The 23,427-nt window shown below is 69.4% G+C and carries 23 protein-coding genes; 2 read left to right on the top strand and 21 right to left on the bottom strand.

Annotated features, from left to right (window positions below; genetic code table 11):
- Positions 1-11 precede the first annotated feature (11 nt).
- The 13 genes from GPA27_RS20325 to GPA27_RS20265 form a co-directional block, all read right to left on the bottom strand.
- Complete coding sequence (locus GPA27_RS20325; protein WP_169142309.1) at positions 12-1,664, bottom strand: hypothetical protein; 1,653 nt, start codon at positions 1,662-1,664, stop codon at positions 12-14.
- On the bottom strand, positions 1,658-2,299 hold the full coding sequence (locus GPA27_RS20320; protein WP_169142308.1) for a phage baseplate assembly protein V: 642 nt from the start codon (positions 2,297-2,299) through the stop codon (positions 1,658-1,660). Before GPA27_RS20320 ends, GPA27_RS20325 begins: the two co-directional genes overlap by 7 nt.
- On the bottom strand, positions 2,296-3,345 hold the full coding sequence (locus GPA27_RS20315) for a phage late control D family protein (protein ID WP_169142307.1): 1,050 nt from the start codon (positions 3,343-3,345) through the stop codon (positions 2,296-2,298). The genes GPA27_RS20320 and GPA27_RS20315 overlap by 4 nt, the downstream gene beginning before the upstream one ends.
- Complete coding sequence (locus GPA27_RS20310) at positions 3,332-3,496, bottom strand: hypothetical protein (RefSeq protein ID WP_018988770.1); 165 nt, start codon at positions 3,494-3,496, stop codon at positions 3,332-3,334. Before GPA27_RS20310 ends, GPA27_RS20315 begins: the two co-directional genes overlap by 14 nt.
- Positions 3,496-4,215, bottom strand: a complete 720-nt coding sequence (locus GPA27_RS20305) for a CIS tube protein (RefSeq protein ID WP_076604081.1) — start codon at positions 4,213-4,215, stop codon at positions 3,496-3,498. Before GPA27_RS20305 ends, GPA27_RS20310 begins: the two co-directional genes overlap by 1 nt.
- Positions 4,216-4,226: 11 nt before the next feature.
- On the bottom strand, positions 4,227-4,691 hold the full coding sequence (locus tag GPA27_RS20300) for a phage tail protein (RefSeq protein ID WP_076604082.1): 465 nt from the start codon (positions 4,689-4,691) through the stop codon (positions 4,227-4,229).
- Positions 4,684-6,291, bottom strand: a complete 1,608-nt coding sequence (locus tag GPA27_RS20295; protein WP_169142306.1) for a hypothetical protein — start codon at positions 6,289-6,291, stop codon at positions 4,684-4,686. Before GPA27_RS20295 ends, GPA27_RS20300 begins: the two co-directional genes overlap by 8 nt.
- Positions 6,292-6,295: 4 nt before the next feature.
- Complete coding sequence (locus tag GPA27_RS20290) at positions 6,296-6,754, bottom strand: phage tail protein (RefSeq protein WP_169142305.1); 459 nt, start codon at positions 6,752-6,754, stop codon at positions 6,296-6,298.
- A 19-nt stretch (positions 6,755-6,773) separates the two neighbouring features.
- Positions 6,774-8,954, bottom strand: a complete 2,181-nt coding sequence (locus GPA27_RS20285; RefSeq protein WP_169142304.1) for a phage tail sheath family protein — start codon at positions 8,952-8,954, stop codon at positions 6,774-6,776.
- 30 nt (positions 8,955-8,984) lie between these two features.
- Positions 8,985-9,752: a hypothetical protein gene (locus tag GPA27_RS20280; protein ID WP_169142303.1), complete on the bottom strand. Its 768-nt coding sequence runs from the start codon at positions 9,750-9,752 to the stop codon at positions 8,985-8,987.
- A complete protein-coding gene (locus GPA27_RS20275; RefSeq protein WP_169142302.1) occupies positions 9,749-10,345 on the bottom strand; it encodes a Pvc16 family protein in 597 nt (198 codons plus the stop codon). Before GPA27_RS20275 ends, GPA27_RS20280 begins: the two co-directional genes overlap by 4 nt.
- Positions 10,346-10,753: 408 nt before the next feature.
- Positions 10,754-11,476: a uracil-DNA glycosylase family protein gene (locus GPA27_RS20270; RefSeq protein ID WP_169142301.1), complete on the bottom strand. Its 723-nt coding sequence runs from the start codon at positions 11,474-11,476 to the stop codon at positions 10,754-10,756.
- Between the two features lie 17 nt (positions 11,477-11,493).
- Entirely contained in the window at positions 11,494-12,822 is a 1,329-nt protein-coding gene (locus GPA27_RS20265; protein ID WP_444541845.1) for an AmpG family muropeptide MFS transporter, read from the bottom strand.
- A gap of 178 nt (positions 12,823-13,000) precedes the next feature.
- Here GPA27_RS20265 and GPA27_RS20260 point away from each other — a divergent pair, with 178 nt between their 5' ends.
- Complete coding sequence (locus tag GPA27_RS20260) at positions 13,001-13,318, top strand: hypothetical protein (protein WP_169142300.1); 318 nt, start codon at positions 13,001-13,003, stop codon at positions 13,316-13,318.
- Positions 13,319-13,381: 63 nt separating this feature from the next.
- Here the strand turns inward: GPA27_RS20260 and metW are convergent, their stop codons facing one another.
- The 7 genes from metW to GPA27_RS20225 all read right to left on the bottom strand — a co-directional run bounded on the left by metW (position 13,382) and on the right by GPA27_RS20225 (position 20,076).
- A complete protein-coding gene (gene metW, locus GPA27_RS20255; RefSeq protein ID WP_169142299.1) occupies positions 13,382-13,969 on the bottom strand; it encodes a methionine biosynthesis protein MetW in 588 nt (195 codons plus the stop codon).
- Between the two features lie 2 nt (positions 13,970-13,971).
- Positions 13,972-15,099, bottom strand: a complete 1,128-nt coding sequence (gene metX / locus GPA27_RS20250) for a homoserine O-succinyltransferase MetX (protein ID WP_169142298.1) — start codon at positions 15,097-15,099, stop codon at positions 13,972-13,974.
- A gap of 176 nt (positions 15,100-15,275) precedes the next feature.
- Positions 15,276-17,006, bottom strand: a complete 1,731-nt coding sequence (gene ptsP / locus GPA27_RS20245; protein WP_169142297.1) for a phosphoenolpyruvate--protein phosphotransferase — start codon at positions 17,004-17,006, stop codon at positions 15,276-15,278.
- 4 nt (positions 17,007-17,010) lie between these two features.
- Entirely contained in the window at positions 17,011-17,280 is a 270-nt protein-coding gene (locus GPA27_RS20240) for an HPr family phosphocarrier protein (protein WP_169142296.1), read from the bottom strand.
- A 7-nt stretch (positions 17,281-17,287) separates the two neighbouring features.
- Entirely contained in the window at positions 17,288-17,671 is a 384-nt protein-coding gene (locus tag GPA27_RS20235) for a PTS sugar transporter subunit IIA (RefSeq protein WP_169142295.1), read from the bottom strand.
- A gap of 108 nt (positions 17,672-17,779) precedes the next feature.
- Positions 17,780-18,289, bottom strand: coding sequence for a hypothetical protein (locus tag GPA27_RS20230; protein WP_169142294.1), 510 nt, complete (start codon positions 18,287-18,289; stop codon positions 17,780-17,782).
- Positions 18,290-18,450: 161 nt separating this feature from the next.
- A complete protein-coding gene (locus GPA27_RS20225; protein WP_169142293.1) occupies positions 18,451-20,076 on the bottom strand; it encodes an ABC-F family ATPase in 1,626 nt (541 codons plus the stop codon).
- 301 nt (positions 20,077-20,377) lie between these two features.
- Between GPA27_RS20225 and GPA27_RS20220 the strand changes: the two genes are divergently transcribed.
- A complete protein-coding gene (locus GPA27_RS20220) occupies positions 20,378-22,054 on the top strand; it encodes a diguanylate cyclase domain-containing protein (protein WP_169142292.1) in 1,677 nt (558 codons plus the stop codon).
- 36 nt (positions 22,055-22,090) lie between these two features.
- On the opposite strand, the gene trhP is transcribed toward GPA27_RS20220, so the two are convergent.
- A partial coding sequence (gene trhP, locus GPA27_RS20215; protein ID WP_246261291.1) for a prephenate-dependent tRNA uridine(34) hydroxylase TrhP occupies positions 22,091-23,427 on the bottom strand: 1,337 nt, incomplete at its 5' end.

Genomic DNA, 23,427 nt, shown 5'->3' with positions numbered 1-23,427 from the left:
TCCCATGTCCCTCATTTCCCCTTCAGCGCCTTCAGGCACAGCCGCGGCAGCGCGAGGAAGACCCACGGCAGCCAGCCGAGGAAGAGGTTGAGCATGTTGATCACGACCATCAGCATCAGCATCGCGCACAGCGTGATCGCGGGCAGGCTGAAGCTGAAGCTCCAGCACGAACCGCAGTTGTTGCCCGGCCCGTCGCCCTTCATGTCGATGCCGGGGCTGATCTTGCGCAGGACGTCCGCGAGCGACTTCGGCGCGAGCATCGCGACGCCGCGCGGCAGCCCGCGCTTGAGGTCGTCGAGCGAGGGCAGGATCACGGTGGTCGGGCGCTGCGCGTCCGGGTCCAGCGGCGAGGCGACGCGGAACACGCGGCTCGCCGGCCCCCAGGTGACGCGCTCGCAGCCGCAGTCGTCCTGCCAGCGCACGAAAGGCACGGCGATGAAGCGGTCGCCGTCGGTCTGGCTGTAGCGCGGCAGCGGCAGGCCGTCGTCGAAGCGCACCTGCGCCCGCGCCATGCGCAGCGCGACGAGGCTGCGCAGGTCGGCGGCCTGCTGCTCGCTGATGAACAAGCGGTCGTTGCGCGTGCCGCCGAAACCATCGGGCAGGGCGACCGCGCCCGCAATCGCCTCGCGGCGCACGATGCGCGCGAAAAGCTCGACGAGCGCGGGTGCGCTGCGATCGAGCCAGGCGAGCACCGTCTCGCCGGACACCGGCACGAGCTGCGGCAACTCCCCGCCATCGACGATGCGCCACTCCAGCGCGTGGAAGCGGATCTGGCCGAGCAGCGTGCGCAGCCCCGCGCTGTCCGGGTCGCCCGCATCATCGACCCGGAACTGCGCGACCAGGGCCTGCAGCAGCTCGATGAAGCCGAGCGTCGCGATGCCGTTCGCGACGACCAGGCCGTCGGCGTCATTCCACGCCTTCGCGCCGCGCGTGCCGAGCGGCCACGCCTGTTCGAGGCCGAAGTCCGGCACCTCGGTGCCGTTCGCCTGCGGCAACGGCGCGTCGGCGGCTTCGCGCGCGCTGCCGCCCAGCGGCAGATAGCCCCACAGCAGCGTGTGGCTGCGTTCGATCCCGCGCGCATCGCGGCGGCGCACGAGCAGCGGGTGCAGCGGCGCGACCTCCTCGCCCGAATAGGGCGGTTCGGGGAAGCGCGCCGGCAGCAGCCCGCGTGCGGTCAGCCGCCGCACGTCGTCGGGGTCGTGCTCGGGGATCTCGCCGCTGCGCCAGCCGAGCGGCTGGCCGTCGGCGATCATCCAGCGCTGCGGCGTGCCGTCGGCGGGCACGCGGCGCACGACCATGCCAGCCGAGAGGATCTTCTTCGGGTCGAACGCGGGCGCGCCGGGCGCCACGCACTGCACCTCGCCGCACACGAGGTAGAAGCTGCGGTGCATCGGCAGGCGCAGCGTCGGCTCGTCCTTGAAGCGGCCGAAGCGGTCCGCGCGGTACCACGCCTGCGCGGCGGTGCCGCTGAGGCGGCCGGCGTGCGCGTCGTTGAGGAAGCGCGCGACGAAGTCCTCGTCGAAGTAGCGATGCAGCGTCAGCCCGTCGCCCTCGCCGGCGAAGAAGGGCGCGGTGACGCGCGGCTGGTGCGCGAGTGCGGCGCCGACGGACTTCGGCGCGCGCATCGGCCGTTCGGCGAGCAGGGCGGATTCCGTCGTCACCATATGTTTCCCGCCCCGGGCGTGTAGCTCGCCGACACGACCGAATTGCTGATCAGGGTGTCGCACTGCACGACGCCGGAAAACTTGCTCATGCCGGCATCGACCTTCACCATGCCGGCCGACACCGTCACCTGCGCTGCCTCGATCTTGACGATGCCGGAACACGTGATCTTGATGTTGCCGGGCGACATCTCGACCTTCTCGCCGCCCTGCTCGACCGTGACCTTGCCGCCGCCCTGGTCGGTGATCGTCAGATGGTTGCCTGCGGGCGTCTCGATCTTCACCTTGGGTTCCTGGTCGTCGAGCAGCACCTTGATGCCGGCCGGGCTCTGCACGAAGTAGCGCTCCTCGACCGGGCGCCCGTCCGCCGGCTGGCTGCTGCCGCCGCTCCACACCGCCCCGAGCACGATCGGAAGGTCGGGGCTGATGAAGGCGACGACGACCTGTTCGTTCAGGCGCGGCAGCAGGCTCACGCCGTAACCGCTGCCGGCGCTGGGCACCATCACCGCGGCCCACACCTCCAGCCCGGTCGCCGGCAGGCGCAGTTTCACGCGGCCACGGTTGTCCGGGTCGGCGTTGTCGAGCACGACGCCCAGATGCAGATCCTGAAGGGGGCCGGGGCTGTGGCGTCCGCTCATGGGTTCCAGTCCGGACGCTCGACGCGCAGCCGGGTCGACAGGCCCTGCGCGTTGTCGAAGTGATGCCAGCAGTCGGCGATGCGGTAGCGCCCGGCGAGCCGCGGCGACACCCCGGCGAGCTCGACCTCGCGCCCGACGCCCAGCTCGGGCGTGCCGGTGCACACGATCTCGCCGTGCAGGAAGCGCTGCGCGTCGCGGCGGAAGGCCCCCTGCGCGAGCGATTCGGCTTCCGCCTGCGTGCGCGGGAAGGGATGCGGGCGCGGCGAGCGGCCGTCCCAGCCGAGTTCCGCGAGCGTCGCCGCCGCCGTGCGCCCGCCCGGCGCGGGTTTGAGCGACGAGCTGCTGCCGCTCGCGGCGGCATCGGAGGCGAGGTTGTAGCCGTCCGCGAGCACCTCGCGCGGCTGGCGGTTGAGGTCGGCGATGATGCGGATGCGCTGCGCGTTGGCGCCGGAGTCGAGGCGCACCGGGTTGGCGTCCGTCTCCTCGGGGCGCGCGCGCAGCCGCCCACCCTGCATGCGCAGCGGGATGTCGTGGGGACCGAGCACGCGCAGCAGGAAGGCGAGATGGCTCTCGTTGTGCTGCAGCCAGTCCGCGCTGCCGGCAGCGACGCTGACGTCGGCCTGCAGGCCCGCGTCGCTCGCGATCTCGCGCACGACGTCGGCCAGCCCCTTGTTCTCGAACACCCGGCTCGCGCGGCTGCGGGCGAGCTTGTGCAGCGGGTCCTCGGCGAGGATCACGAGCTGCGGCGCGCCGTCGCCGTAGCGTTCCTCGAAGGCGGTAATGTCGCCGGAGAACACCGCGCTGTCGGCCGTCTCGCCGAGCAGGAATTCGATGCGGCTGCCCAGGCGCACGTCCTGGAAGGCGAAGTCCGGCGTGCCGCTACCGCCGGGCGCCCAATTGACGACGCGCAGTTCCGCGCTCGCCATGCCGCTCGCCGGCAGATGCACCGACAGCGCGGCCGCCGCCTCGCCCAGCGCGGGACGGTCGCTGCCATCCACGCGCACGCGCGGACGGGCGCTGACGATGGGCGCGCTAGTCGATGGCAAGGCGCGCCTCCCGCTCGCGGGTCACGGTCAGCAGATCGAGGAGCGTCTCGCCGGGCCGGCCTTCGGGCGGGCGCGGCTCGGCGCCGGCGGTCTGCGCCGGGTTCGGCTCGGGCTGGACTTCGGCGACGAGTTCGTCGATCACGATGGGCATCAGCGGCCTCCGGTGGGAATCAGCAGCGTGCCGAGCACGGTGAAGCGCGGGTTGTCGAGGCGGTTCGCGTCGGCGACGCCGCGCCAGTCGCGCGGGTTCTGCCCGGCCGCCTGCGCGGCGCTGGCGGCATCCTGGCCGTCGCCGCCGGGCGCGAAGCTCGGGCGCGCGCGCTCGGCCGCCTGCACCGAGGGATCCAGCGCGAACTGGTAGCGGTCCTCCTTGAAGGTCAAGGCGAGGGTCGCGCGCAGCGGGATGCCTTCCGGCGCGAAGAAGTCCAGCGTCTCCGAGTAGCTCGACAGCATCCCGGTGAACTGGAAGCTGCCCCACTGGAAGCGGCAGCGCTTGGGCGCCTTGGGCTTCTTCGACTCAGCGTCCTGCGGCTTCATGAAGGCTTCGGCGATGCGCTTCGTCAGCGTGCGCACGTCGGTGTTCGCACTGAGCGTCTCGCGGTCCTCGCGGCTGTCCGAGCCGAGCGTCGCGGCGATGCTGGTGTCGAACACCAGCTCCACCGCGAGCGTCGATTCGCTCTTGTCGACGTACTGCGCGGCCGCGCCGCTGCCGCCGCTGCCGCCCTTGTTGTCGGCCTTCAGCGTGTTCGACAGCGTCACACGCAGCGTCGCGGGGTTGAACTGCACGTCGATGTGCTTCGACTCGTCGGTCTCGACCTGATCCCCGTTCATCGGGATCAGCTTGGCGCGGGCGATCTGCATGGCGGGCATCGTCTTCTCCCTCAACCGCGCTCGAGTTCCAGGCCTTCATGCACCAGCTGCAGCTCCTCGATCGCGACCTGGCTGGCAGTCGAGGACAGGTCCGGCCCCTTGAACTTGGTCGGCAGCGCGTTGGTGATGCGCCAGCGCAGCAGCGGCTTGTCCGGATTCTCGGGGTGGTACACGTCGATCGTGCCGCTCATGCGCAGCGCGTAGTTCGACTGGCGCGTGCTCATGTCGAACCAGCTCCACAGGTCCGCGAGCTCGGTGATGCCGCGCTTGAGGATGATGGGTGCGAAGGTCGTCGGGCCCGCGAGCTGCACCTCGCCCCAGTTGCGCCCGCCTTCCTTGAGCGCCTTGGGCGCCATCGTCGCCTCCAGGCCCGACACCTCGCTGAAGGCGCCGCGGCACAGCAGGTTGCCGCCCTCGCCGTCGTACAGCGCGACGCGGAAGCGGAAGGGGATGAATTCGCGCGGCGCGTCAGCCATCGCCGGCCTCGATGCGGGTTTCCGTCACGGCGACGTGGCGGTCGTGCAGGAAGGTCAGGCGCAGGCGGTCGATCGGGTAGGCCGGCGCGATCTCGATCTCGAACGCGATCGTCGATTCGGCTGACGGAATCTCGCGGATGCGGTACGCGCTCTCGGGCCGCGTGCCGCGCAGCGCCCCGGCTTCGTGCAGGCGGTCGAAGAAGGCGCGCAGCGCCAGCTCCGGGCGCGGGTCGCGCGGATCGGCGTCGAACACCAGCTGCTCGCCCAGCGCCTGCAGCCCGCGCCGCAGCCAGCCCATGAAGCGCATCACCTCGGCCGAGCGCCAGTGCTCCTGCGCGCGCTGCGCGGCACTCATGCGGCGCAGGTCCGCGGCCGGCAGGCAGGGCGCGCACAGTGCCTCGTCGTCGACCTGCAGCTTGCCCCCGCGCGTCAGCAGCACCGTCACGCCGGGCGCCTCGCGCAGCGCGGTCGCCTGCTGCTGCGTCACCGGCGGCCACGGCAGCGCCGCGCCGGGCAGCGGGCGACCGGCGATCGAACGCCACACGCCGTGGCGTTGCGAGACGCGCACCTGCATGCCGGCGACCAGCCCGCAGGGCGACGCGAGCGGGTGCTCCTCGCTGCGCAGGTAGGGCCACAACAGCTGCAGGTGGCGCAGCTTCTCGGCGAGCTCGGCGTGCGGTGACACCGCCGCACCGCCGCCGGCTTCGCTGCCTACCTCGCCGGCGATGCGCGCGATGTGGTCGAGGAACTCGCGCGACGGTGCCGGCAGCTCGTCCTTCGGGCGTTGGTCCAGCGGCAGCGTCAGCAGGCACTGCATGTCCGGGCGCAGGCGCGCGAGCGCGCGCAGGATCGGCGGCACGATGTCGATCGGCTCCAGCGTCGCCTCCGCCGCGGGCATCTCGCCTGAAAGGCGGCGCTCGCGATGCGTGTCGTCGATCTCGGTGCCGCAGGGCAGGAACACCGCCTCGGGGTTTTCCAGCCGCACGCGCGGGATGTCGGGCAGCGCACGCGGCACCAGCAGGCGCTCGAGGTCGGGCAGCGCGAGGATGCCTGCGCGCTCGATCAGCAGTGCGCGCTCGAAGGCGCCCAGTTCCGAAGGGTCGATCAGCGTTGCGTTCGGCTGCGGCAGGAAGGCGCGCACCCCGTCGGATTCGGGCACGCGGATGATCCACAGCGTGCGCGTGTCGCCGAGGCCGTGCTCGTCGCCGGCGAAGAAATCCTGCACCGCCGCCGGCAGCCAGGCCGCGCGGCCGGCCAGCGCGCTGCGGTAGGCGCCGTCGAAGTCGAAGGCCTGCGGGAAGAGCGCCTGGAAGTAGCCCAGCGAGCGGATCGGGATCGGCAGCCGGTACAGCGCGAACAGCGCCCCGTCGCCCGGTTCCGCCTCCACCTCGCCCTCGTCGAGCGCGCGCAGGCGCTCGACCTCGGCGGTGAAGCCCAGCGCCGCGATCTCCGCGAGCACCGCGAGGTCGCGCGCGAGCCGCTTCCACTCGGCGCTGCCGTCGAAGGACGGGCAGTGGCCGATCATCACGACCTCGACCGGCGCGAGCCGCCGCGATGCGGGGCGCGCGTCCAGCTCGATGCGCTTGTCGGCGAGCAGCACGGTCTTACTCCTGCTCGATCGTCTCGACGGAAAGCACCAGCTCCTCGATCGCGACGTCGCCGCCGCCCTTCGCGGTCAGCGTCGGCCCGGTCCACTTGATCGGCATCGCGCCGCGCAGCTTCCAGCTCACGACGGTGTCGGTGCGATCTTCCGACTGCAGCTTCACGACGATGTCGCGCTTGGCCTCCGAGATCTTGCCGGTGCGTCCCTTCTCCAGCCACTCGTAGAGGTTCTGCGCGCCGATCACGCCGCGCTTCAGCGTCACGTCGCCCGCCTTGTGGATGCCCGGCACCTTGCGCACGTAGTTCACGCGGTCGTTGCCGGCGCGGTACTCCGCGACCGTGACCTCGGCGTTGAGGCCCGACACCTCGGAGAAGCCCGCCCGCACCTCGCTGCCCTGGCCTGGTTCGAGGTCGACGAGGAAGTTGAACGCGGAATAGGGGGTTTCACGAAAGATGGCCATGATTCAGTTCTCCACGGGGTCAGGCGTCGGCGGTCTTCTGGCCGATGCGGAAGATCACGAACTCGGCGGGCTTCAGCGCCGCCACGCCCACGAGGCACACCATGCGGCCGTTGTCGATGTCGTTCTGCGTCATCGTCGAGCGGTCGCAGCGCACGAAATAGGCCTCCTTCGGCGTGCCCCCGAGCAGGCGCCCGTTGCGCCACTCGGTGAACAGGAAGTCCTCGACGCTGGTGCGGATGTTGGCCCACAGCGCCTCGCCGTTCGGTTCGAACACCGCCCACTGCGTGGATTTCTCGATTGAGCGCTCCAGGTACAGGAAGTAGCGCCGCACGTTCACGTACTTCCACTCGGGGTCGCTGGAGAGCGTGCGCCCGCCCCACACGCGGTGGCCGCGGCCGGCGAAGGAGCGCAGGCAGTTGATGCCGTTGGGGTTGAGGAGCTCCTGCTGGAAAGTGTTGATCTGCTGCTCGAAGCGCAGCGCTCCCATCACGATCTCGTTGGCCGGCGCCTTGTGCACGCCGCGATCGACGTCGGTGCGCGCATACACGCCGGCGATGAAGCCCGCAGGCGGCACCGCGAGGTCGCGCCGCGTGCCGGTCGGGTCGGGAATCACCACCCACGGGTGGTACAGCGCCAGGCGCGTGTCGTCGAACTGGCCGGCGAAGGCGCGCACCTCGCTAATGCTCTGGCCGAAGCGCGAATCGACGATGCCAACGCGGTAGCGCATGCGCCGACAGTGCTTCTGCACCTCCATCACGACGGCCGTATGCACGTCCTCGTCCGACTCGGCCGCGGCCGGCGTCATCACGATGGACACGTCCTCGACCCCTTCGAGCGCCTTCAGGCCGGTGCTGCCCTTGATCTCGTCGGTCTCGCCGGCGTAGTCGGTCGACGTCGGCTCGGCGCCGTCGCTGCCGCCCGACAGCGCGATCAGGTAGCGCGGTTCGTCGAGCGAGCTCGCGCCGGGGTTCAGCGCCGCCGTGTCGCACATCGCAACGAGCGCCGTCTGGATGTCGTCGCCGGTCGCGCCGTCCGCGAGCACGCAGGCGATCGGCGAACTCAGCGCCTCCGCGCGGCGCTCGGGGTTCGCCGGCAGCGCCGCGGCGAGGCTCGTCGCACCGGTCGGCGCCGTGCTCAGGCCCGCGTAGGTGCGGATCACCTCGCCGTCCTTGCCGCCGTTGCGCACGTCGATGTCGAAGCTGCGCAGCACGATCATCGAGCGCGCCGCGCCCGGCTTGGCCGCGAGGGCGGCGAGCGGCAGCGTGATCGGATTCGCGACGCCGGGGTTGAGCGTCGCGTCGGCAGTGACCGTGAAGGTCTCGCCGGCCGCGTCCAGCGTGCCGCGCAGCACCTTCAGGTCGCCCCAGTTCGCGCCGCCGGTGTAGGCGGCGAGATCCGTCACGTCGGCGAGCTGCAGCTCCGCCGAGGTCCCCGCCGCGAGCGCCCCGGAGGCCGGCGGACGCACGAAGATGCGCGTCAGGCGGGCATTCGCCGGCAGCTCGGCGGATTTCAGCGCGGTCAGCTGGCCCGCGGCGACCGGCGCCGGATTGTCCGGGTCGGTCATCGACACGATCTCGGCGCGATTGCTCTGGATCGCGAGGTTCGCGCCGTCGAGCTTCACCACCGCCTTCACGTCGACGGGGAAGGCTCCGTTGGCGATCGCGCCGGTCGCCTTCGCCGCCACCGCCACGCCGGTCGCCTCGAGGAAATACAGGCTGTCGCCCGTCGCGGTCTTCGGCGTCTCGCTGCGCAGCAGGTTCTCGCTGTCGCGCCAACGCAGCTCCAGCGTGTATTCGCCCATCTTGCCGGGGAAGCGGCTGAAGAACTGCACGTCGCCCGCGCCGTCGGTCTTCGACGCCGCATTCGGCCATTTGCCGTCATCGTCCGGGCCGAGGCCATTCACCCCCGCGACGACGCGCGCGACGAAGAGCTGCTTGCCACCGTTGTCGAAGAAGGCCCGCGCCGCATGCGCCGAATAGTTCGGCACGTTCGCCCCGCCCTCGCCGATCGCGAGATCCTGCGCGTCGCCGTAGATGCGCTCGAACTCGGCATAGCTCGTCAGCACCTCGGGCACGCCGCGCAGCGGCCCGGTGCGGGTCGGCCCGACCAGCGCCGCGACGCTCGTACCGACGCCTTCGATGGACTTGTTGCGGAAACTCGTCTCCTCGACGAAGACACCAGGTGCAAGGTACTCGGGCATGTCGCTTCTCCTTCGGGCGCGTGGTGCGGTTCAGGAAAACCGCAGGACGAGGGCATCCCGTCCCGGGCTGGCAAGGGTGGCGATGCGCCCGGGCGCAATGTCCACCTTGAGTTCGGTCTTGAACGCCGCATTGCCGCTGCCGGTGCCGCGCACGCGCGCCTCGGGCAGCGAGTCGGGATTCGTGCCGCCGGCTGCGGCGCGCAGCTTCAGCGTCGCGGGATAGGTCGTCGCCGGCGCGTCCTTGGTCAGCGCCGGGAGCCGCTCCAGCGACAGGCGGAATTCGCCATGCCCGTCGCTCTGCGCGACGAAGTCGAGCGGCGTCGCGAGCGGCGGCGTCACGCGCAGCTCCAGCAGCGCCCACGGCACCGGCGTGCCGTCTTCCAGCACGGTGCGTCCGTAGAGCCCGCCGGCGCGCCCGAAGCGCGTGCCCAGGGGCGAGCGGAACAGGCGCAGGCGGTGGCCGCTGCGCTGGCCCGCGTCGAAGGCGAAGCGCCGCGGCAGGAAGATCCCGGCGCGATCGCGCACCTCGCCGGCGACGGCAAACAGCGCCTCGTCCGGCGGCACCATGTCGGCGGGCATCGCCTCGCCGTCGATCACCAGGCACAGGCCTTCGGGCTCGCGCCGCCACAGTGCCGTGCCGGCCGACTTGTGGATCAGCTTGAGGTCGGACGGCGCCTGCGTGAGGCGCAGCTCCAGCGCCTGGGCCGGCACCGTGCGCCGTGGCACGGCCTGCACGCCGCTCGCGTCGAGCCACTCGACGAAGTCGCTCGCATGCAGGACCAGCGTCTCGACGATCACTGTCCGGCCCCGCTGCGGTCGTCCATCGGGAACACCAGCGTGCGCACCGGCGGACCCTCGTCCGGGTCGATGTCGGGGCCGAGGCGCACGGTCTTGATCAGGTAGGGCGCCGACAACCGGTAGTCGCCCGGCAGGCTGTCCCACAGGCGCATCAGGTCCTCGGTGCTCATCTCCTCGGGCATCACCTGCACACTGTCCTCCGCCCCCCAAGCCGGGTCGGCGAGGCTCACGTCGGCGCTCGTCAGCGGCAGGCCGCCGCCGATGATCTGGATCGCTGCGGCGAGGTAGCCGATCTCCTCCTCGGTATGCGTGCACCACGCGATCAGCAGCAGGTGCAGGTTGACCGGCAGTTCCGGGCGCGGCGCGCGGCGACCCTCGGCGGGTGGCAGGTGGCGGTTGCGGCTGAAGGGATCAACCGAGACGCGGTGCAGGTACAGCCCGAGGGTGTTCGTGTTCGGCTGCGGGCTGCCGGCGAGCGTCTGCGAGCCGAGGATCTCGACCTGAGGGTTGCCGCCCAGGCGCGCCGCCATGCGGATCGCCAGGCGTTCGCGCAGCGCCTGCAGGACCGACAGAATTCCGAGATGCGACGCCAACGTATCCTCCCCCTCTGAAGCGTGAGCTTGCGAGACAGCGTTGCGACGGACCGACCGCAGACCCTATGAAATTCGGGTTTTCTTGCGAACGGGATAGCAACATGTCACATCGGGCGGAGGCGGCGCAAACCGGAGATGCAACAAGAAATTGCACCTGACCGCTGCGTATGGAGGGGAATACCGTGCGTGCGGTAGGGACTTCTCAAGGGCGTTTTGGCATGCGGCGATGGGGCCGCGAAACGGCCGTGCGCACGCCCCCGAGGGGGCGGAACGGCCTGCCTGTGCGGGAATGGGGGGACTTGTGTGGAACGGAAAAGTCCCTGCCGGCGCGCGGCGACGGCACCGCCGCGCCGGCTGCGGGGCCACTTTGACGCGCGCCGCGCGCCGCCCGCGTGTCCGCGATCCTCGTTACCAGATTCCCAGTTCGGCGAGCTGCCGGCTCGCCGCCGCGGACCAGCCGCGGTTCGCCGCCGGGCTCGCGGGGCTGGGGTGCAGCACGCGGCCGATGCGCAGCGTGCGCCCGTCCAGCGCCGCGGCCGCGCGGGCTTCCGCCCACGCGCCGATGCCGATCACCCAGTCGGGCGCGAGCGCGTCGACCATGCGGCGCAGGTGCTCGTCGCAGGCCGCGAGCAGCGGTTGCGCTTCGGCCGCCGGCAGCTTGTCCGGCGTCACGTTGCGCCCGCCGTCGAAGAAGGCCAGCGGGCAGTAGTTGGCGACGAAATGCTCGGCGGAGAAGGCCTCGGCGGTGCCGAAGCGCTCGCGGAACAGGCCCCACAGGCGGCGCCCGCTCACCTCCGAGCGCGCGCAGTCGAAGCCTTCGACCGGGCGCTTGGGATTCTCCACCGCCGGCTTGCCCACCGGTCCCGCCAGCCCCAGCCAGTCGCGCACCGCGTCGATCTCGCCGAAGGGCACGCCGGTCTGCGCCATGCCGAAGGGGCCCGGATTCATGCCCAGGAACACGATGCGCTTGCGGCCTGCCGCATAACGGCGCAGGTAGTCCGCGTGGATCGGCCAGGCGTAGTCGAGCGGGTTGTACACGTGGCTCACCGGCGCGGCGAAGCGCATCGCGTCCAGGGTGTCCGACAGCGCGCGCGCCGCGGCGATCAGGGAATCGGCAGTAGTCGTGGTCATCGTTGCGGAAAGAGGGGTCAGGCGCGTCCGGGCGCTGCTGCGATCGCCTTCGCCTCGCCGTTCCACGGCGCGACGCGGATCAACAGCAGCATCCCCGGCAGCGCGAGGAAGAAGCACAGCCAGAAGAAGTCGTACCAGCCCATGCGCTCGACCAGCCAGCCGGCCGACGCGTTGATGAAGGTGCGCGGCACCGCCATCAGGCTCGTGAAAAGGGCCAGCTGGGTCGCCGTGTAGGCGGGATGGGTGGTGCGCGCCATGTAGGCGACGAAGGCCGTCGTGCCCAGGCCGACGCCCGCGGCCTCGGCCGAGATCACGATCGCCAGCGCCGCGAGGCGCGCCGCGTCCGAAGGCGCCGGCCCCAGCCACGCCAGCCACACGAAACCGAGGATGCTCGCGACCTGCACCACGCCGAACAGCCACAGCGCGCGGTTGATGCCCAGCTTCAACATCCAGATGCCGCCGAGGATGCCGCCGATCACCGACGGCCACAGGCCTGCGTTCTTCGCGATCAGGCCGATCTCGGTCTTCGTGAAGCCCATGTCGAGGTAGAAGGGCGTCGCCAGCGCCGTGCACAGCGAATCGCCGAGCTTGTAGAAGAACAGGAAGGCCAGCACCAGCAGCGCCGACTGCACGCCGTGGCGGCCGAAGAACTCGCGGAAGGGCTCGACCACCGCGTCGCGCAGCGTGCGCGGCGCGCCCTTGGCGATCGCCGGTTCGTTCACCATCAGCGTCATCGCGACCCCCGGCAGCATGAACAGCGCCGTGATGATGAACACCTCGCCCCACGGCAGGCGATCGGCGAGGATCAGTGCCAGCGAGCCCGGCACGAGTCCCGCGATGCGGTAGGCGTTCACGTGCATCGCGTTGCCCAGCCCCAGCTCCAGGTCGGGCAGGATTTCGCGGCGGAAGGCATCGAGCGCGATGTCCTGCGTCGCCGACAGGAAGGCCAGCGTCGCGGTCAGCGCGACCACCAGCGTCAGGTCGTCGGTCGGCGACAGCTGCCCCAGCCAGGCGATGGCCCCGACCAGTCCCAGCTGCGACACCAGCATCCAGCCACGCCGCCGCCCCAGCCACGGCAGGATGCCGAAGCGGTCCAGCAGCGGCGCCCACACGAACTTCCACGTGTAGGGGAACTGGATCAGCGCGAACGCCCCGATCGCCTTCAGCGACAGCCCCTCGGTCTTCAGCCACGCCGGCACGAGGTTCAGCAGCAGGTACAGCGGCAGGCCCGACGAGAAGCCGGTGAAGATGCAGATCAGCATCCGGCGGTTGAGCAGGGCGTCCATCCAGGCGGGACGGGAAGATGTCGGGCCGGCGGGGGGCGGAGCGGAGGGAATGGACGACACGGGATGCTTTCGGCGAGGGTTCGGCGCATTATCCCAGATTGCCGCAACCGGCGCCGCCACCGCAGCAGCGCCTTACATTCCGGCCCCGCGCGGCCTCGTCCCGCTATGGGCTTGCCTGCCCGCGCGACTCGCCCGAGAATGCACGTTCAACAGCTAAACCAATAAGGAGAGGAGAGGGATGACGCAGCACATCACCGTGGTTTTCGGCGCCGAGCGCGAATACGAGACGATCGTGTCCGACGCCGACGCCGCCAGTCTCGCGAAGGACCAGGCGCGCGCCTGGCTGTCGGGCGAGTTCGAACGGCTCGAATGCACGCCGTCGAACCCGATGGGCAAGATCCTCGTGCTCGACATGGTCCTCAACGTCGCCAAGTACGGCGGCGAGGACCGCTTCAAGGAGCGCGGCGATTGGGCCAGGCAGTTCGCCACCGCGACCGCCGTAGCCTTGGGCCGCCCGACCGTGCGCGTCGACGTCGCGAACTTCGTCGTCGGCTAGGGCACCACGCCCCGATGAAAAAGGCCCGCTGCGTGCGGGCCTTGTCGTCTCTGCGGGCTGGCCTCAGGCGCCGCGGCCGAGCCGGTACACCGCCACGCTGGCGAGGAAGTTCGGCTCGTCGAGGATCAGCTTGCCCTCGTCGAAGGCGAGGCGCTCGCGCACCGCGATGCCGTTCATCTCGCACAGCGCATCGAAGTCCGAAATCGTGAAGAAGCGCACGTTGGGCGTGTTGAACCACTGGTGCGGCAGGCTCTCCGACACCGGCATGCGGCCGTTGAGGATGCTCTGGCGGTGGCGCCAGTAGCCGAAGTTCGGGAAGCTCACGACCGCCTCGCGCGCAACGCGCAGCATCTCGACGAGGATGCCCTGCGTGTTGTGCATTGCCTGCAGCGACAGGCTCATGATCACATGGTCGAAGAAGCCGTCCTCGATCCCCGCGAGCCCCTTCTCCATGTCCATCTGGATCACGTTCACGCCGTTCCTCGTGCACGCGAGCAGCTTGTCCGGGTCGTTCTCGACGCCATATCCCTGCACCTGGCGCACTTCGGCGAGATGCTTGAGCAGGCTGCCGTCGCCGCAGCCGAGGTCGAGCACCTTCTCCCCCGGCGCGATCCACTGGGTGATGACTTCGTAGTCGTAACGGTAGGCCATGGCTAAACCTTGATGCGGTCGAAGTAGGCGGTCAGCAGCGCGTGGTACTGCGCTTCGTCGAGCAGGAAGGAATCGTGCCCCGCGTCGCTCTCGATCTCCGCGTAGCTGACGTTGCGCTGGTTGTGCAGCAGCGCATAGACGATCTCGCGGCTGCGCGCGGGCGAGAAGCGCCAGTCGGTGCTGAAGGACACCACGAGGAAGTCCGCCGTCGCGCGCGCGAGCGCCGCCGGCAGGTTGCCGCCATGCTCGAAGGCCGGGTCGAAGTAATCGAGTGCCTTGGTCGCCAGCAGGTAGGTGTTGGCGTCGAAGAAGCCCGCGAACTTGTCGCCCTGGTAGCGCAGGTAGGATTCGATCTCGAACTCCACGTCGTAGCTGTAGATCGCCTTGCCGTGGCGCAGGCTGCGGCCGAACTTGTCGCCCATCGCGTCATCGGACAGGTAGGTGATGTGCCCGACCATGCGCGCGAGCTTGAGGCCGCGCGTCGGCACGACGCCGTGCGCGTAGTAGTGGCCGCCGTGGAACTCCGGGTCGGACAGGATCGCCTGGCGCGCGACCTCGTTGAACGCGATGTTCTGCGCCGTGAGCTTGGGCGCCGACGCGATCACCACCGCGTTGGCGACGCGATCCGGGTACTGCAGCGACCACGACAGCGCCTGCATGCCGCCCAGGCTGCCGCCGACGACCGCCGCGAAGCGTTCGATGCCCAGCCGGTCGGCGAGCCGCGCCTGCGCCGCGACCCAGTCCTCGACCGTCACGAATGGGAAATCCGCGCCCCACGGCTGACCGGTCGCCGGGTTGGTCGAGATCGGGCCGGTCGAGCCGTGGCAACCGCCGAGGTTGTTCACGCCGATGACGAAGAACCTGCGCGTGTCGAGCGGCTTGCCGGGGCCGACGAGGTTGTCCCACCAGCCGCTGTTGTTCGGCGCGTCGGCATAGTGGCCGGCGACGTGGTGGGAACCCGACAGCGCGTGGCACACCAGCACCGCGTTGCTGTGGTCGGCGTTCAACTCGCCGTAGGTCTCGTAGACCAGCTCGTATTCGGGCAGTGTGCCCCCGCTGCGCAGCGCCAGCGGCTCGGCGAAGTGCGCCCGTTGCGGGACGACGACGCCGACGGATTGGGGTTGGATCATGGCCGTATTCTTGTAAACGAAAAAACCCAGCCGGCTTGGAAAACGCGGACTGGGTCGCCCTCGCTTTAGCCGGATTTATTGAGCGCCCGCAAGCTGTGGTTCAAATCGGCGCTAGGGCTTAAAACTATCGCGGGCCGTCACAATTGTCAAACGCCCGCATGCCCCGTGGGAGCGGCTCAACTCGCCAGCCGCATCACCGCATCCCGCACCTTGGACTGCTCGTCCATCTTCAGGATGCGCTGCACGCGTGGCGCCAGCTCGTTCAGGTCGGCGCGCAGCACCTGCTGCTTGATCTCGAGGATGTGACCCGGATGCATCGAGAAGTTGCGCAGCCCCATGCCCAGCAGCAGCAGCGTGTAGGCCGGATCGCCCGCCATCTCGCCGCACACCGACACCGGCAGGCCGAAGCGCGCGCCCGCCTGGATCGTGCCGGCGATCAGCTTCAGCACCGCCGGGTGCAGCGGGTCGTAGAGATGCACGACCGCCTCGTCGGAGCGGTCGATCGCGAGCGTGTACTGGATCAGGTCGTTGGTGCCGATCGACAGGAAGGACAGGCGGCGGATGAACATGCCGAGCGCCAGCGCGGCCGCGGGCACCTCGATCATCCCGCCGATCTCCACGCGCGGGTCGTACTTCAGGCCCTCGGCGTCGAGCTCCGCCTTCGCCTTTGCGATCAGCTGCAGCGACTGGTCGATCTCGTGCGCGTGCGCGAGCATCGGGATCATGATTTGCAGCTTGCCATGCACCGAAGCGCGCAACAGCGCGCGCAACTGCGTCAGGAACATCTGCGGCTCGGCCAGCGAGTAGCGCACAGCGCGCAGCCCCAGCGCCGGATTCGGCTCGAAGCGGGCGCTGACGCCGTTCAGCGCCTTGTCGGCCCCGACGTCGAAGGTGCGGATCGTCACCGGCTTGCCCGCCAGCGACTTCAGCACCGTGCGGTACGCCTCGTACTGCTCGTCCTCGTCGGGTAGCGCGTCGCGGCCCAGGAACAGGAACTCGGTGCGGTACAGGCCCACGCCGTCGGCGTTGACGGCCTTCACCTGGTTGAGGTCCTTCGGTCCCTCGATGTTCGCCAGCAGGTTCACGTCCTCGCCGTCGAGCGTCGTCGCTCGCGTGTCCTTCAGGCGGTTGAGCTTCGAGCGCTCCAGCTCCAGCTCGCTGCGGCGCAGGCGGTATTCCTCGACGATGCGCTCGTCGGGCGCGACGATCACGACGCCGCGCGTGCCGTCGATGATCAGCAGCTCGTCTTCCTCGACCAGCTGGCGGATGTGGTGCAGGCCCACGACCGCGGGGATGCGCAGGCTGCGCGCGACGATCGCGGTGTGGCTCGTCGGGCCGCCGACATCGGTGACGAAGCCGCCGATGTTGTGGTCGCGGAAGCCGATCGTGTCCGCCGGCGAGAGGTCATGCGCGACGATGATCGTGCCCAGCCCGTCGCGCCGCTTGGGCGGCAGGTGGCCAGGGTGGCCCAGCAGCACCTTCACGATGCGCTCGACCACCTGCACGACGTCCGCCTTGCGCTCGCGCAGGTAGGGGTCCTCGATCTGGTCGAACTGCTCGACGACCAGCTCCATCTGCTGCACCAGCGCCCACTCGGCATTGCAGCGCCGCTCGGAGATCAGGGCGCGCGCGGCCTCGACCAGCATCGGGTCGCCCAGCATCATCAGCTGCAGGTCGACGAAGGCGCCCACCTCGCTGTGCGGCTGGCCGGCGGTCGCGGCGGCCTTCAGCCCCACCAGTTCGCCCTGCACGGTCGCGACGGCCTCGTTCAGGCGCTCCACTTCCTCGGGCAGGTATTTCGCCGCGACGTGGTAGTGGTTCACCTCCAGCATCGCGTGCGACACCAGATGGACGTGGCCGATCGCGATGCCCTGGGAGACGGGGAGCCCGTGGATCGTGAAGGGCATCGGCTTATTCCCCTTCGCCGAAGCGGTCGGCGATGAGCTCGAGGATCGCCTCCAGCGCCTTGTCCTCGTCCTGGCCGGCAGTCTCGATCGCGATCGTCGCGCCGCGTGCGGCGGCGAGCATCATGACGCCCATGATGCTCTTCGCATTGACGCGACGCCCGTTGCGTTCGAGCCAGATGTCGGCCCCGAAGCTGCTCGCGAGTTGCGTCAGTTTGGCCGACGCACGCGCGTGCAGGCCCAGCTTGTTGATGATCTCGGCTTCCGCTCTCGGCATGTCTCTCTCACTTCATATGCAGCACGCCCTCGCAGCCGCCGGTGATGGCGCGCTCGACAAGCGTGTTCATGTCCCTTTCCCGGTAGGTCAGCACCCGCAGCAGCATCGGCAGGTTCACGCCGGCAATGCCCTCCACGCGCCCCGGATCGAGCAGTTTGCGTGCGACGTTCGCCGGCGTGGCGCCGTAGATATCCGTGAGTATCACGACGCCATGCCCCTTGTCGACCGTCGCGAGCAGCCGGCGGGCCTCCGGCAATATGTCGAGAGGATCGTCCTGGCCGGACAAGCCGAGCTGGACGACGTTGTCGGGGCGTTTGTTCAGCACGTGGCAGGCGCACTGGATCAGCGCCTCGCCGAGCGTGCCGTGGGTGATGAGGAAAATGCCGATCATGGTCGCCGACGCCCTTGGGGTGTCGTCGATTGTAGCCGACTCGGCGCGGATGGCCGTGGTGGGTGACGCGCCGGCGCGTTGCGCCCGGGCCGCCGGTCGATCGGGGCGCTACATGTTGTGGCAGGTGATGCACAGCAGGCGGTCGCCGCCTGCGCCGCGCACGTAGTCGGCGGTGTGCTGAGGGTCGGCGGGCGTCAGGCCGTGCTCGATGTGACAGGACGCGCAGTCGATCACCCACGTGTCGGTGGTCACGGTGCTCTTCGGCTTGCCCTTCGAGCGTGTCGTCGTGCCGGTGCCGGTCGTGGCGGACAGCACGCTGCTGCTGAACAACTGGACCTCGTTCGGGTCGGGCGCGCCGTTGCCGTTCACGTCGAAGAACAGGATTCCCGTCGTGGTCGTGGTGGGCGGCAGGTGGTAGTCGGGGCGTATCGGGTAGTTCACCCGTACCGGATGATGCCCCGGGTCGACGAAATAGCCCGTGAGATCGGGGGTGCCGCTGTCGACGTTGGTCGCGTAATGACAGGTGCGACAGTCGGAATAATCGGCACGCGCAGTCCCGGCGCCGTATATCGCCGTTGTTGCCGCCAGCAGCAAGGAAATGCCCCGTGTCGTAACCAAGACCAGCCGCCCATGAAAAATGCTCCCCGAGCGGGGATATGAGCGGCGGAATATACCTGCGGGCTAGGCGGCACGCAACAAAATATGCAAATCGATTCGATTGTAACTCGAATCGACTATGCGTTGGGGAATTTGACCCAGCTTTCGCCGGGTCGTGGGGCTTATCCCAGTCCCTGGCTGGCGAGATATTCCTCGTAGGTGCCGCGGTAATCGACGATGGTCCCGTCGAGCTTGATCTCGATGACGCGGGTTGCCAGCGAGGACACGAACTCGCGGTCGTGCGAGATGAACACGAGCGTGCCGGAGAACTTCTCGAGGCCGGTGTTGAGCGACTCGATCGACTCCATGTCGAGGTGGTTGGTCGGCTCGTCCATCAGCAGCACGTTGGGGCGCGACAGCATCAGCTTGCCGAACAGCATGCGGCCCTGCTCGCCGCCGGAGATCACGTTGACGGGCTTCCTGACTTCGTCGCCGGAGAACAGCAGGCGGCCCAGGGTGCCGCGGATCAGGGTCTCGAGGTCCTCGCCGGTGGCGGAGGCCGTGACGCGCGCGTACTCCGCGATCCATTCGGTGAGCTTCTCGGTGCCGGCGAAGTCGGCCGAGTGGTCCTGCGCGTAGTAGCCGGGCTTGGCCTTCTCGGCCCACTTGACGCTGCCCTTCTGCGGCTCGAGGACGCCGAGCAGCAGCTTCATCAGCGTGGTCTTGCCGACGCCGTTCTCGCCGATGATCGCGACCTTCTCACCCGCCTCGATGGCGATCGAGAACTTGTTGATGAGCGGCTTCTCCATGCCTTCGTAGGCGAAGGACAGGTTGTCGACCTCGCACGCGAGGCGGTGCAGCTTGTCCTTGTCGTCGTAGTCGAAGCGGATCCACGGGTACTGGCGCGACGAGGGCTTGACGTCCTCGGGCTTGAGCTTGTCGATGAGCTTCAAGCGGCTGGTCGCCTGCTTGGCCTTCGACTTGTTGGCCGAGAAGCGGCGCACGAACTCCTGCAGGTCCTGGATCTTTTCCTTGGCGCGGGAATTTGCAGCCTGCTGGCGCTCGCGTGCGAGGGTGGCCGCTTCCATGTAGTCGTCGTAGTTTCCGGCGTACACGGTGATCGTGCCGTAATCCAGGTCGGCCATGTGCGTGCACACCTGGTTCAGGAAGTGGCGGTCGTGCGAGATGATCACCATCGTGCTGTTGCGCTCGTTGAGGACGTCTTCGAGCCAGCGGATGGTGTTGATGTCGAGGTTGTTGGTCGGTTCGTCGAGCAGCAGGATGTCGGGATTCGCGAACAGCGCCTGGCACAGCAGCACGCGCAGCTTCCAGCCCGGCGCCACGTTCTTCATCGGGCCGTTGTGCAGTTCGGTGCCGATGCCCACGCCGAGCAGCAGCTCGCCGGCGCGCGATTCGGCGGTATAGCCGTCGTACTCGGCGAACTTGCCCTCGAGTTCGGCCGCGTGCATGTAGTCTTCTTCGGTCGCTTCGGGGTTCGCGTAGATCGCGTCCTTCTCCGCCATGCAGGCCCACATTTCCGCGTGGCCCATCAGCACGACGTCGAGCACGCGCATGTCCTCGTAGCCGAACTGGTCCTGGCGCAGGTAGGCCATGCGCTCGTGCGGATCCTTCGAGACGTTGCCCGCGCTCGATTCGAGCGCGCCGCACAGGATCTTCATGAAGGTCGACTTGCCCGCGCCGTTCGCGCCGATCAGGCCGTAGCGATTGCCTTCGCCGAACTTGACGGAGACATTCTCGAACAGGGGCTTGGCCCCGAACTGCATGGTGATATTGGCGGCGACGAGCACGGCGAATCCTGATTTTCAGTTAAAACAAAGCTTTGCATTATAGCCCAGATGCTGGCAGGCCGCGCCGGAGGATCCGCCCCGTCTGCGGCCGAAGGGGCGCCGATGCGCCCGCGATGCGCGCCGGGGCGGGCGATCGATTTGCGCAAATGCGCAACAGAATCAGTCGGATAGATACGACCTTTGCCGTATGTACGTCATATCGGGACAGGCATAGAGTGCACCTGTCGGTACCCGATCCCTTTCCGGACGCCCGCGAGCGGGCGCTGCAACGGATCGGGAGAGCGCCGGCAGGGGAGGATTCGTGGATAGCGAGGAACGGCCGCAACTGCGCAGGGGCGACAACCCGCTATACGCGGTGCTGCTTCTGGCGTGGATGCTGTTCAGCGTGTCGTTGTTCGCGCTGGTGCTGCGCGGGGCGTGGGAAGACATCCGCGCAGAGTTCCAGGCCGACGCCGAGGCGGACATCGAGCTGCTGCGCGATCGTCTGCGCACCAACGATGCCCTGCTGTCGGGTTTCGCCGCTTTCCTCGACGTGCTCGGGGCGCCGACGCAGGAGCAGATGGTTGGTTATGCGAGCCGCCTGCTGGGCGAGCACCCGCATATCTACATGCTCGAGGTGGTCGAGAAGGTGCCGGCGCGCGCGCGGGGCGACTTCGAACGGGCGCTCGCGCAGCGCGTCGGCCCGGGCGCCCGGATCGGAAGCTTCAGCTATCAGGATGGCAGGCGGTGGCAGGACGTGCCGGAGAAGGCGGCCTATTTTCCGGTCAGCTTCCTGTGGCCGCAGACGCCCGAATCCCTGCCGGTGCACGGCCTCGATCTCGATTCGGTGCCGCACCTGCGCGACGCCTTGCGCCGCGCCGAGGTGAGCCAGGGGGCCGTATCCACGCGGCCGTTCAAGCTGATCGAGGGACCGCTGGCCTACGTGGTGATGAAGCGCACCGACATGGAGCGCTCCGCCCTGCGGGTTCCGGCGGCCGAGCAGCGCTACGCGCTGCTGGTCGTGAAGGCCGATTCGATGGTTCCGGGCCGCCGCAATGCGCGTACCGCCCACGTCCTGCGCCTGTTGGGGGAGGAGGGGCCGGAGGATCCGCCGCTCTATGCGATGCTGGCGACGCAGCCGGCGAGTGCGCTGGAGCGCCGCCTGCTGCCGAAGTTCACCCTGAACGTGGAGGATGTCAGCACCTCGCAGCCGGTGCGCCTGACAGTGACTCGCCAATTGCGCTTCCTGGACATCCGCAGCGAGCCCCTGTTGCTGGCAATCGGCCTCGCCGGCGCAACGCTCGCCGTGCTGGTGCTGTACTTGCGCCGCCACCGTACGGCGGTGGCGCGCGAGCGCGAGCGCCTCGAGCGCGCGACCCACAGTGCGCTGCACGACCCGCTGACCGGCCTGCCCAACCGGCGCCTGTTCTACGATCGCGTCGGACAGGCGAGCGCGCACTGGCGGCGTACCGGCGAAGGGTTCGCGCTGTTCTTCGTCGATCTCGACCGTTTCAAGGAAGTGAATGACAGTCATGGCCACGACGTCGGCGACGCGGTGCTGGGCACGGTCGCCGCGCGCATGCGCGGCAGCGTGCGCGAGACCGATACGGTCGCGCGCATTGCCGGGGACGAGTTCGTCGTGCTCCTGCCCGGCGTGATGGAGCAGGCGGCCGCGGAGCCGGTCGCGGCGAAGCTGCTCGCCGCAGTGGCGCAGCCGGTCGAGCTGCGCGACGGGTTGGTGCTGCAGCTCACCGCCAGCCTGGGGGTGAGCGTGTGCCCCGAGCACGGCAGCGAGCCGGAGGAGCTGATCCGTCACGCGGATGCGGCGATGTATGGCGAGAAGCGGGCGGGGCGCATCGGTTCGGACGGCGCGTCGCCGGGGGCGGAGGTGCGCGCGGCCGCGCGGGCACCGCGCCTGCGCATCGTCCGCAAGTTCGTGCGCGGGCAGGGTGGCGCCGTCACGCCGGGCGGCAGGAAAAAGGTCTCGCCCGGCGCTTAGTGCGCTGGCACACGCCCGCGCAGCGCGCGGGGCGTATCAGAGCAGGCGGGCGACGAAGCACGGTGCGTCGGCGCGCGCACCTGCGGGTAGCGGCAGGCGTACACGGCGGCCGGCACCGGGGATGCGGCCGAGCGCTTCGCCGTCGAGATTTTCGAGGCGTTCGAGGGGGGCGACGATGTTGCCCTGCGGCTGGACGAATTCGAGCCGGTCGCCGATGCCGAAACCGTTCTTGACCTCGACCTCCGCGAGACCGCTGGCGGCATCGACGCCCAGCACCTCGCCGACGAACAGGCTGCGCCCCGACTCGGAGTGGCCGCGCAGGTAGTTCTGGTGCTCCGGGGTGTGGTGGCGCTGGTAGAAGCCGTCGGTGTAGCCGCGGTTCGCGAGGCCTTCGAGCTCGCCGAGGAGGCGCATGTCGAAGGGGCGGCCGGCCGCCGCGTCGTCGATCGCGCGGCGGTAGCCCTGGCTCGCGCGCGCGACGTAGTAGGGGCTCTTGGTGCGGCCTTCGATCTTCAGCGAATCGACACCGATCGCGACCAGGCGCTCGACGTGCTCGACGGCGCGCAGGTCCCGGGAGTTGAGGATGTAGGTGCCGTGTTCGTCTTCCTCGATCGGCATCAGCTGGCCGGGGCGGGTGCCTTCCTCAAGGAGGTACACGCGCGAGGCCGATTCGTGGCGCGCGCCGCCGCCGAGCGCGGTGCCGGTCGTGTCTGGCGCCCCCTTGCCGCAGGCGTGCAGGTCGCCGGAGCCGTCCTCGTTCGCCTCATGCACCTTGTAGTCCCAGCGGCAGGAATTCGTGCACGTGCCCTGGTTGGGGTCGCGGTGGTTGAAGTAGCCCGACAGCAGGCAGCGGCCCGAGTAGGCGACGCACAGCGCGCCGTGCACGAAGACTTCCAGCTCCATGTCGGGGCAGGCCTGGCGGATGTCCGCGATTTCGTCGAGCGACAGCTCGCGCGACAGGATGATGCGCTTGATGCCGACCGACTGCCAGAAGCGCACCGCGGCGTAGTTCGTCGTGTTGGCCTGCACCGACAGGTGCACCTCGACCTCGGGCCAGCGCTCGCGCACCATCATGATGAGGCCGGGGTCGGCCATGATCAGCGCATCGGGCTTGAGCGCGACGACCGGTTCCATGTCGGCGACGAAGCTGCGCACCTTGCTGTTGTGCGGGTAGATGTTGCTGACGAGGTAAAAGGCCTTGCCCGCGGCGTGCGCCTCGTCGATGCCGGAGGCGAGTGCGTCGAGCTTGTCGAAGCTGTTGTTGCGCACGCGCAGCGAGTAGCGCGGCTGGCCGGCATAGACCGCGTCGGCACCGTAGGCGAAGGCGGTGCGCATCATCTGCAGGGAGCCGGCGGGGGCGAGGAGTTCGGGGG

Origin of the sequence: Aromatoleum toluolicum (assembly GCF_012911005.2) — a bacterium.
Taxonomy (GTDB): domain Bacteria; phylum Pseudomonadota; class Gammaproteobacteria; order Burkholderiales; family Rhodocyclaceae; genus Aromatoleum; species Aromatoleum toluolicum.
Note: the sequence above shows the minus strand (reverse complement) of the source record. Positions and strands in the feature narration are given on the sequence as shown.

Excerpts from the sequence above, each read along its gene's own strand:
- metX (WP_169142298.1), bottom strand. The coding sequence starts at position 15,099 with ATGATCCAACCCCAATCCGTCGGCGTCGTCGTCCCGCAACGGGCGCAC.
- GPA27_RS20235 (WP_169142295.1), bottom strand. The coding sequence starts at position 17,671 with ATGATCGGCATTTTCCTCATCACCCACGGCACGCTCGGCGAGGCGCTG.
- ptsP (WP_169142297.1), bottom strand. The coding sequence starts at position 17,006 with ATGCCCTTCACGATCCACGGGCTCCCCGTCTCCCAGGGCATCGCGATC.
- GPA27_RS20270 (WP_169142301.1), bottom strand. The coding sequence starts at position 11,476 with ATGACCACGACTACTGCCGATTCCCTGATCGCCGCGGCGCGCGCGCTG.
- GPA27_RS20290 (WP_169142305.1), bottom strand. The coding sequence starts at position 6,754 with ATGGCCATCTTTCGTGAAACCCCCTATTCCGCGTTCAACTTCCTCGTC.
- GPA27_RS20240 (WP_169142296.1), bottom strand. The coding sequence starts at position 17,280 with ATGCCGAGAGCGGAAGCCGAGATCATCAACAAGCTGGGCCTGCACGCG.
- GPA27_RS20325 (WP_169142309.1), bottom strand. The coding sequence starts at position 1,664 with ATGGTGACGACGGAATCCGCCCTGCTCGCCGAACGGCCGATGCGCGCG.
- metW (WP_169142299.1), bottom strand. The coding sequence starts at position 13,969 with ATGGCCTACCGTTACGACTACGAAGTCATCACCCAGTGGATCGCGCCG.
- GPA27_RS20310 (WP_018988770.1), bottom strand. The coding sequence starts at position 3,496 with ATGCCCATCGTGATCGACGAACTCGTCGCCGAAGTCCAGCCCGAGCCG.
- GPA27_RS20285 (WP_169142304.1), bottom strand. The coding sequence starts at position 8,954 with ATGCCCGAGTACCTTGCACCTGGTGTCTTCGTCGAGGAGACGAGTTTC.
- GPA27_RS20260 (WP_169142300.1), top strand. The coding sequence starts at position 13,001 with ATGACGCAGCACATCACCGTGGTTTTCGGCGCCGAGCGCGAATACGAG.
- GPA27_RS20305 (WP_076604081.1), bottom strand. The coding sequence starts at position 4,215 with ATGCCCGCCATGCAGATCGCCCGCGCCAAGCTGATCCCGATGAACGGG.
- GPA27_RS20320 (WP_169142308.1), bottom strand. The coding sequence starts at position 2,299 with ATGAGCGGACGCCACAGCCCCGGCCCCCTTCAGGATCTGCATCTGGGC.
- GPA27_RS20300 (WP_076604082.1), bottom strand. The coding sequence starts at position 4,691 with ATGGCTGACGCGCCGCGCGAATTCATCCCCTTCCGCTTCCGCGTCGCG.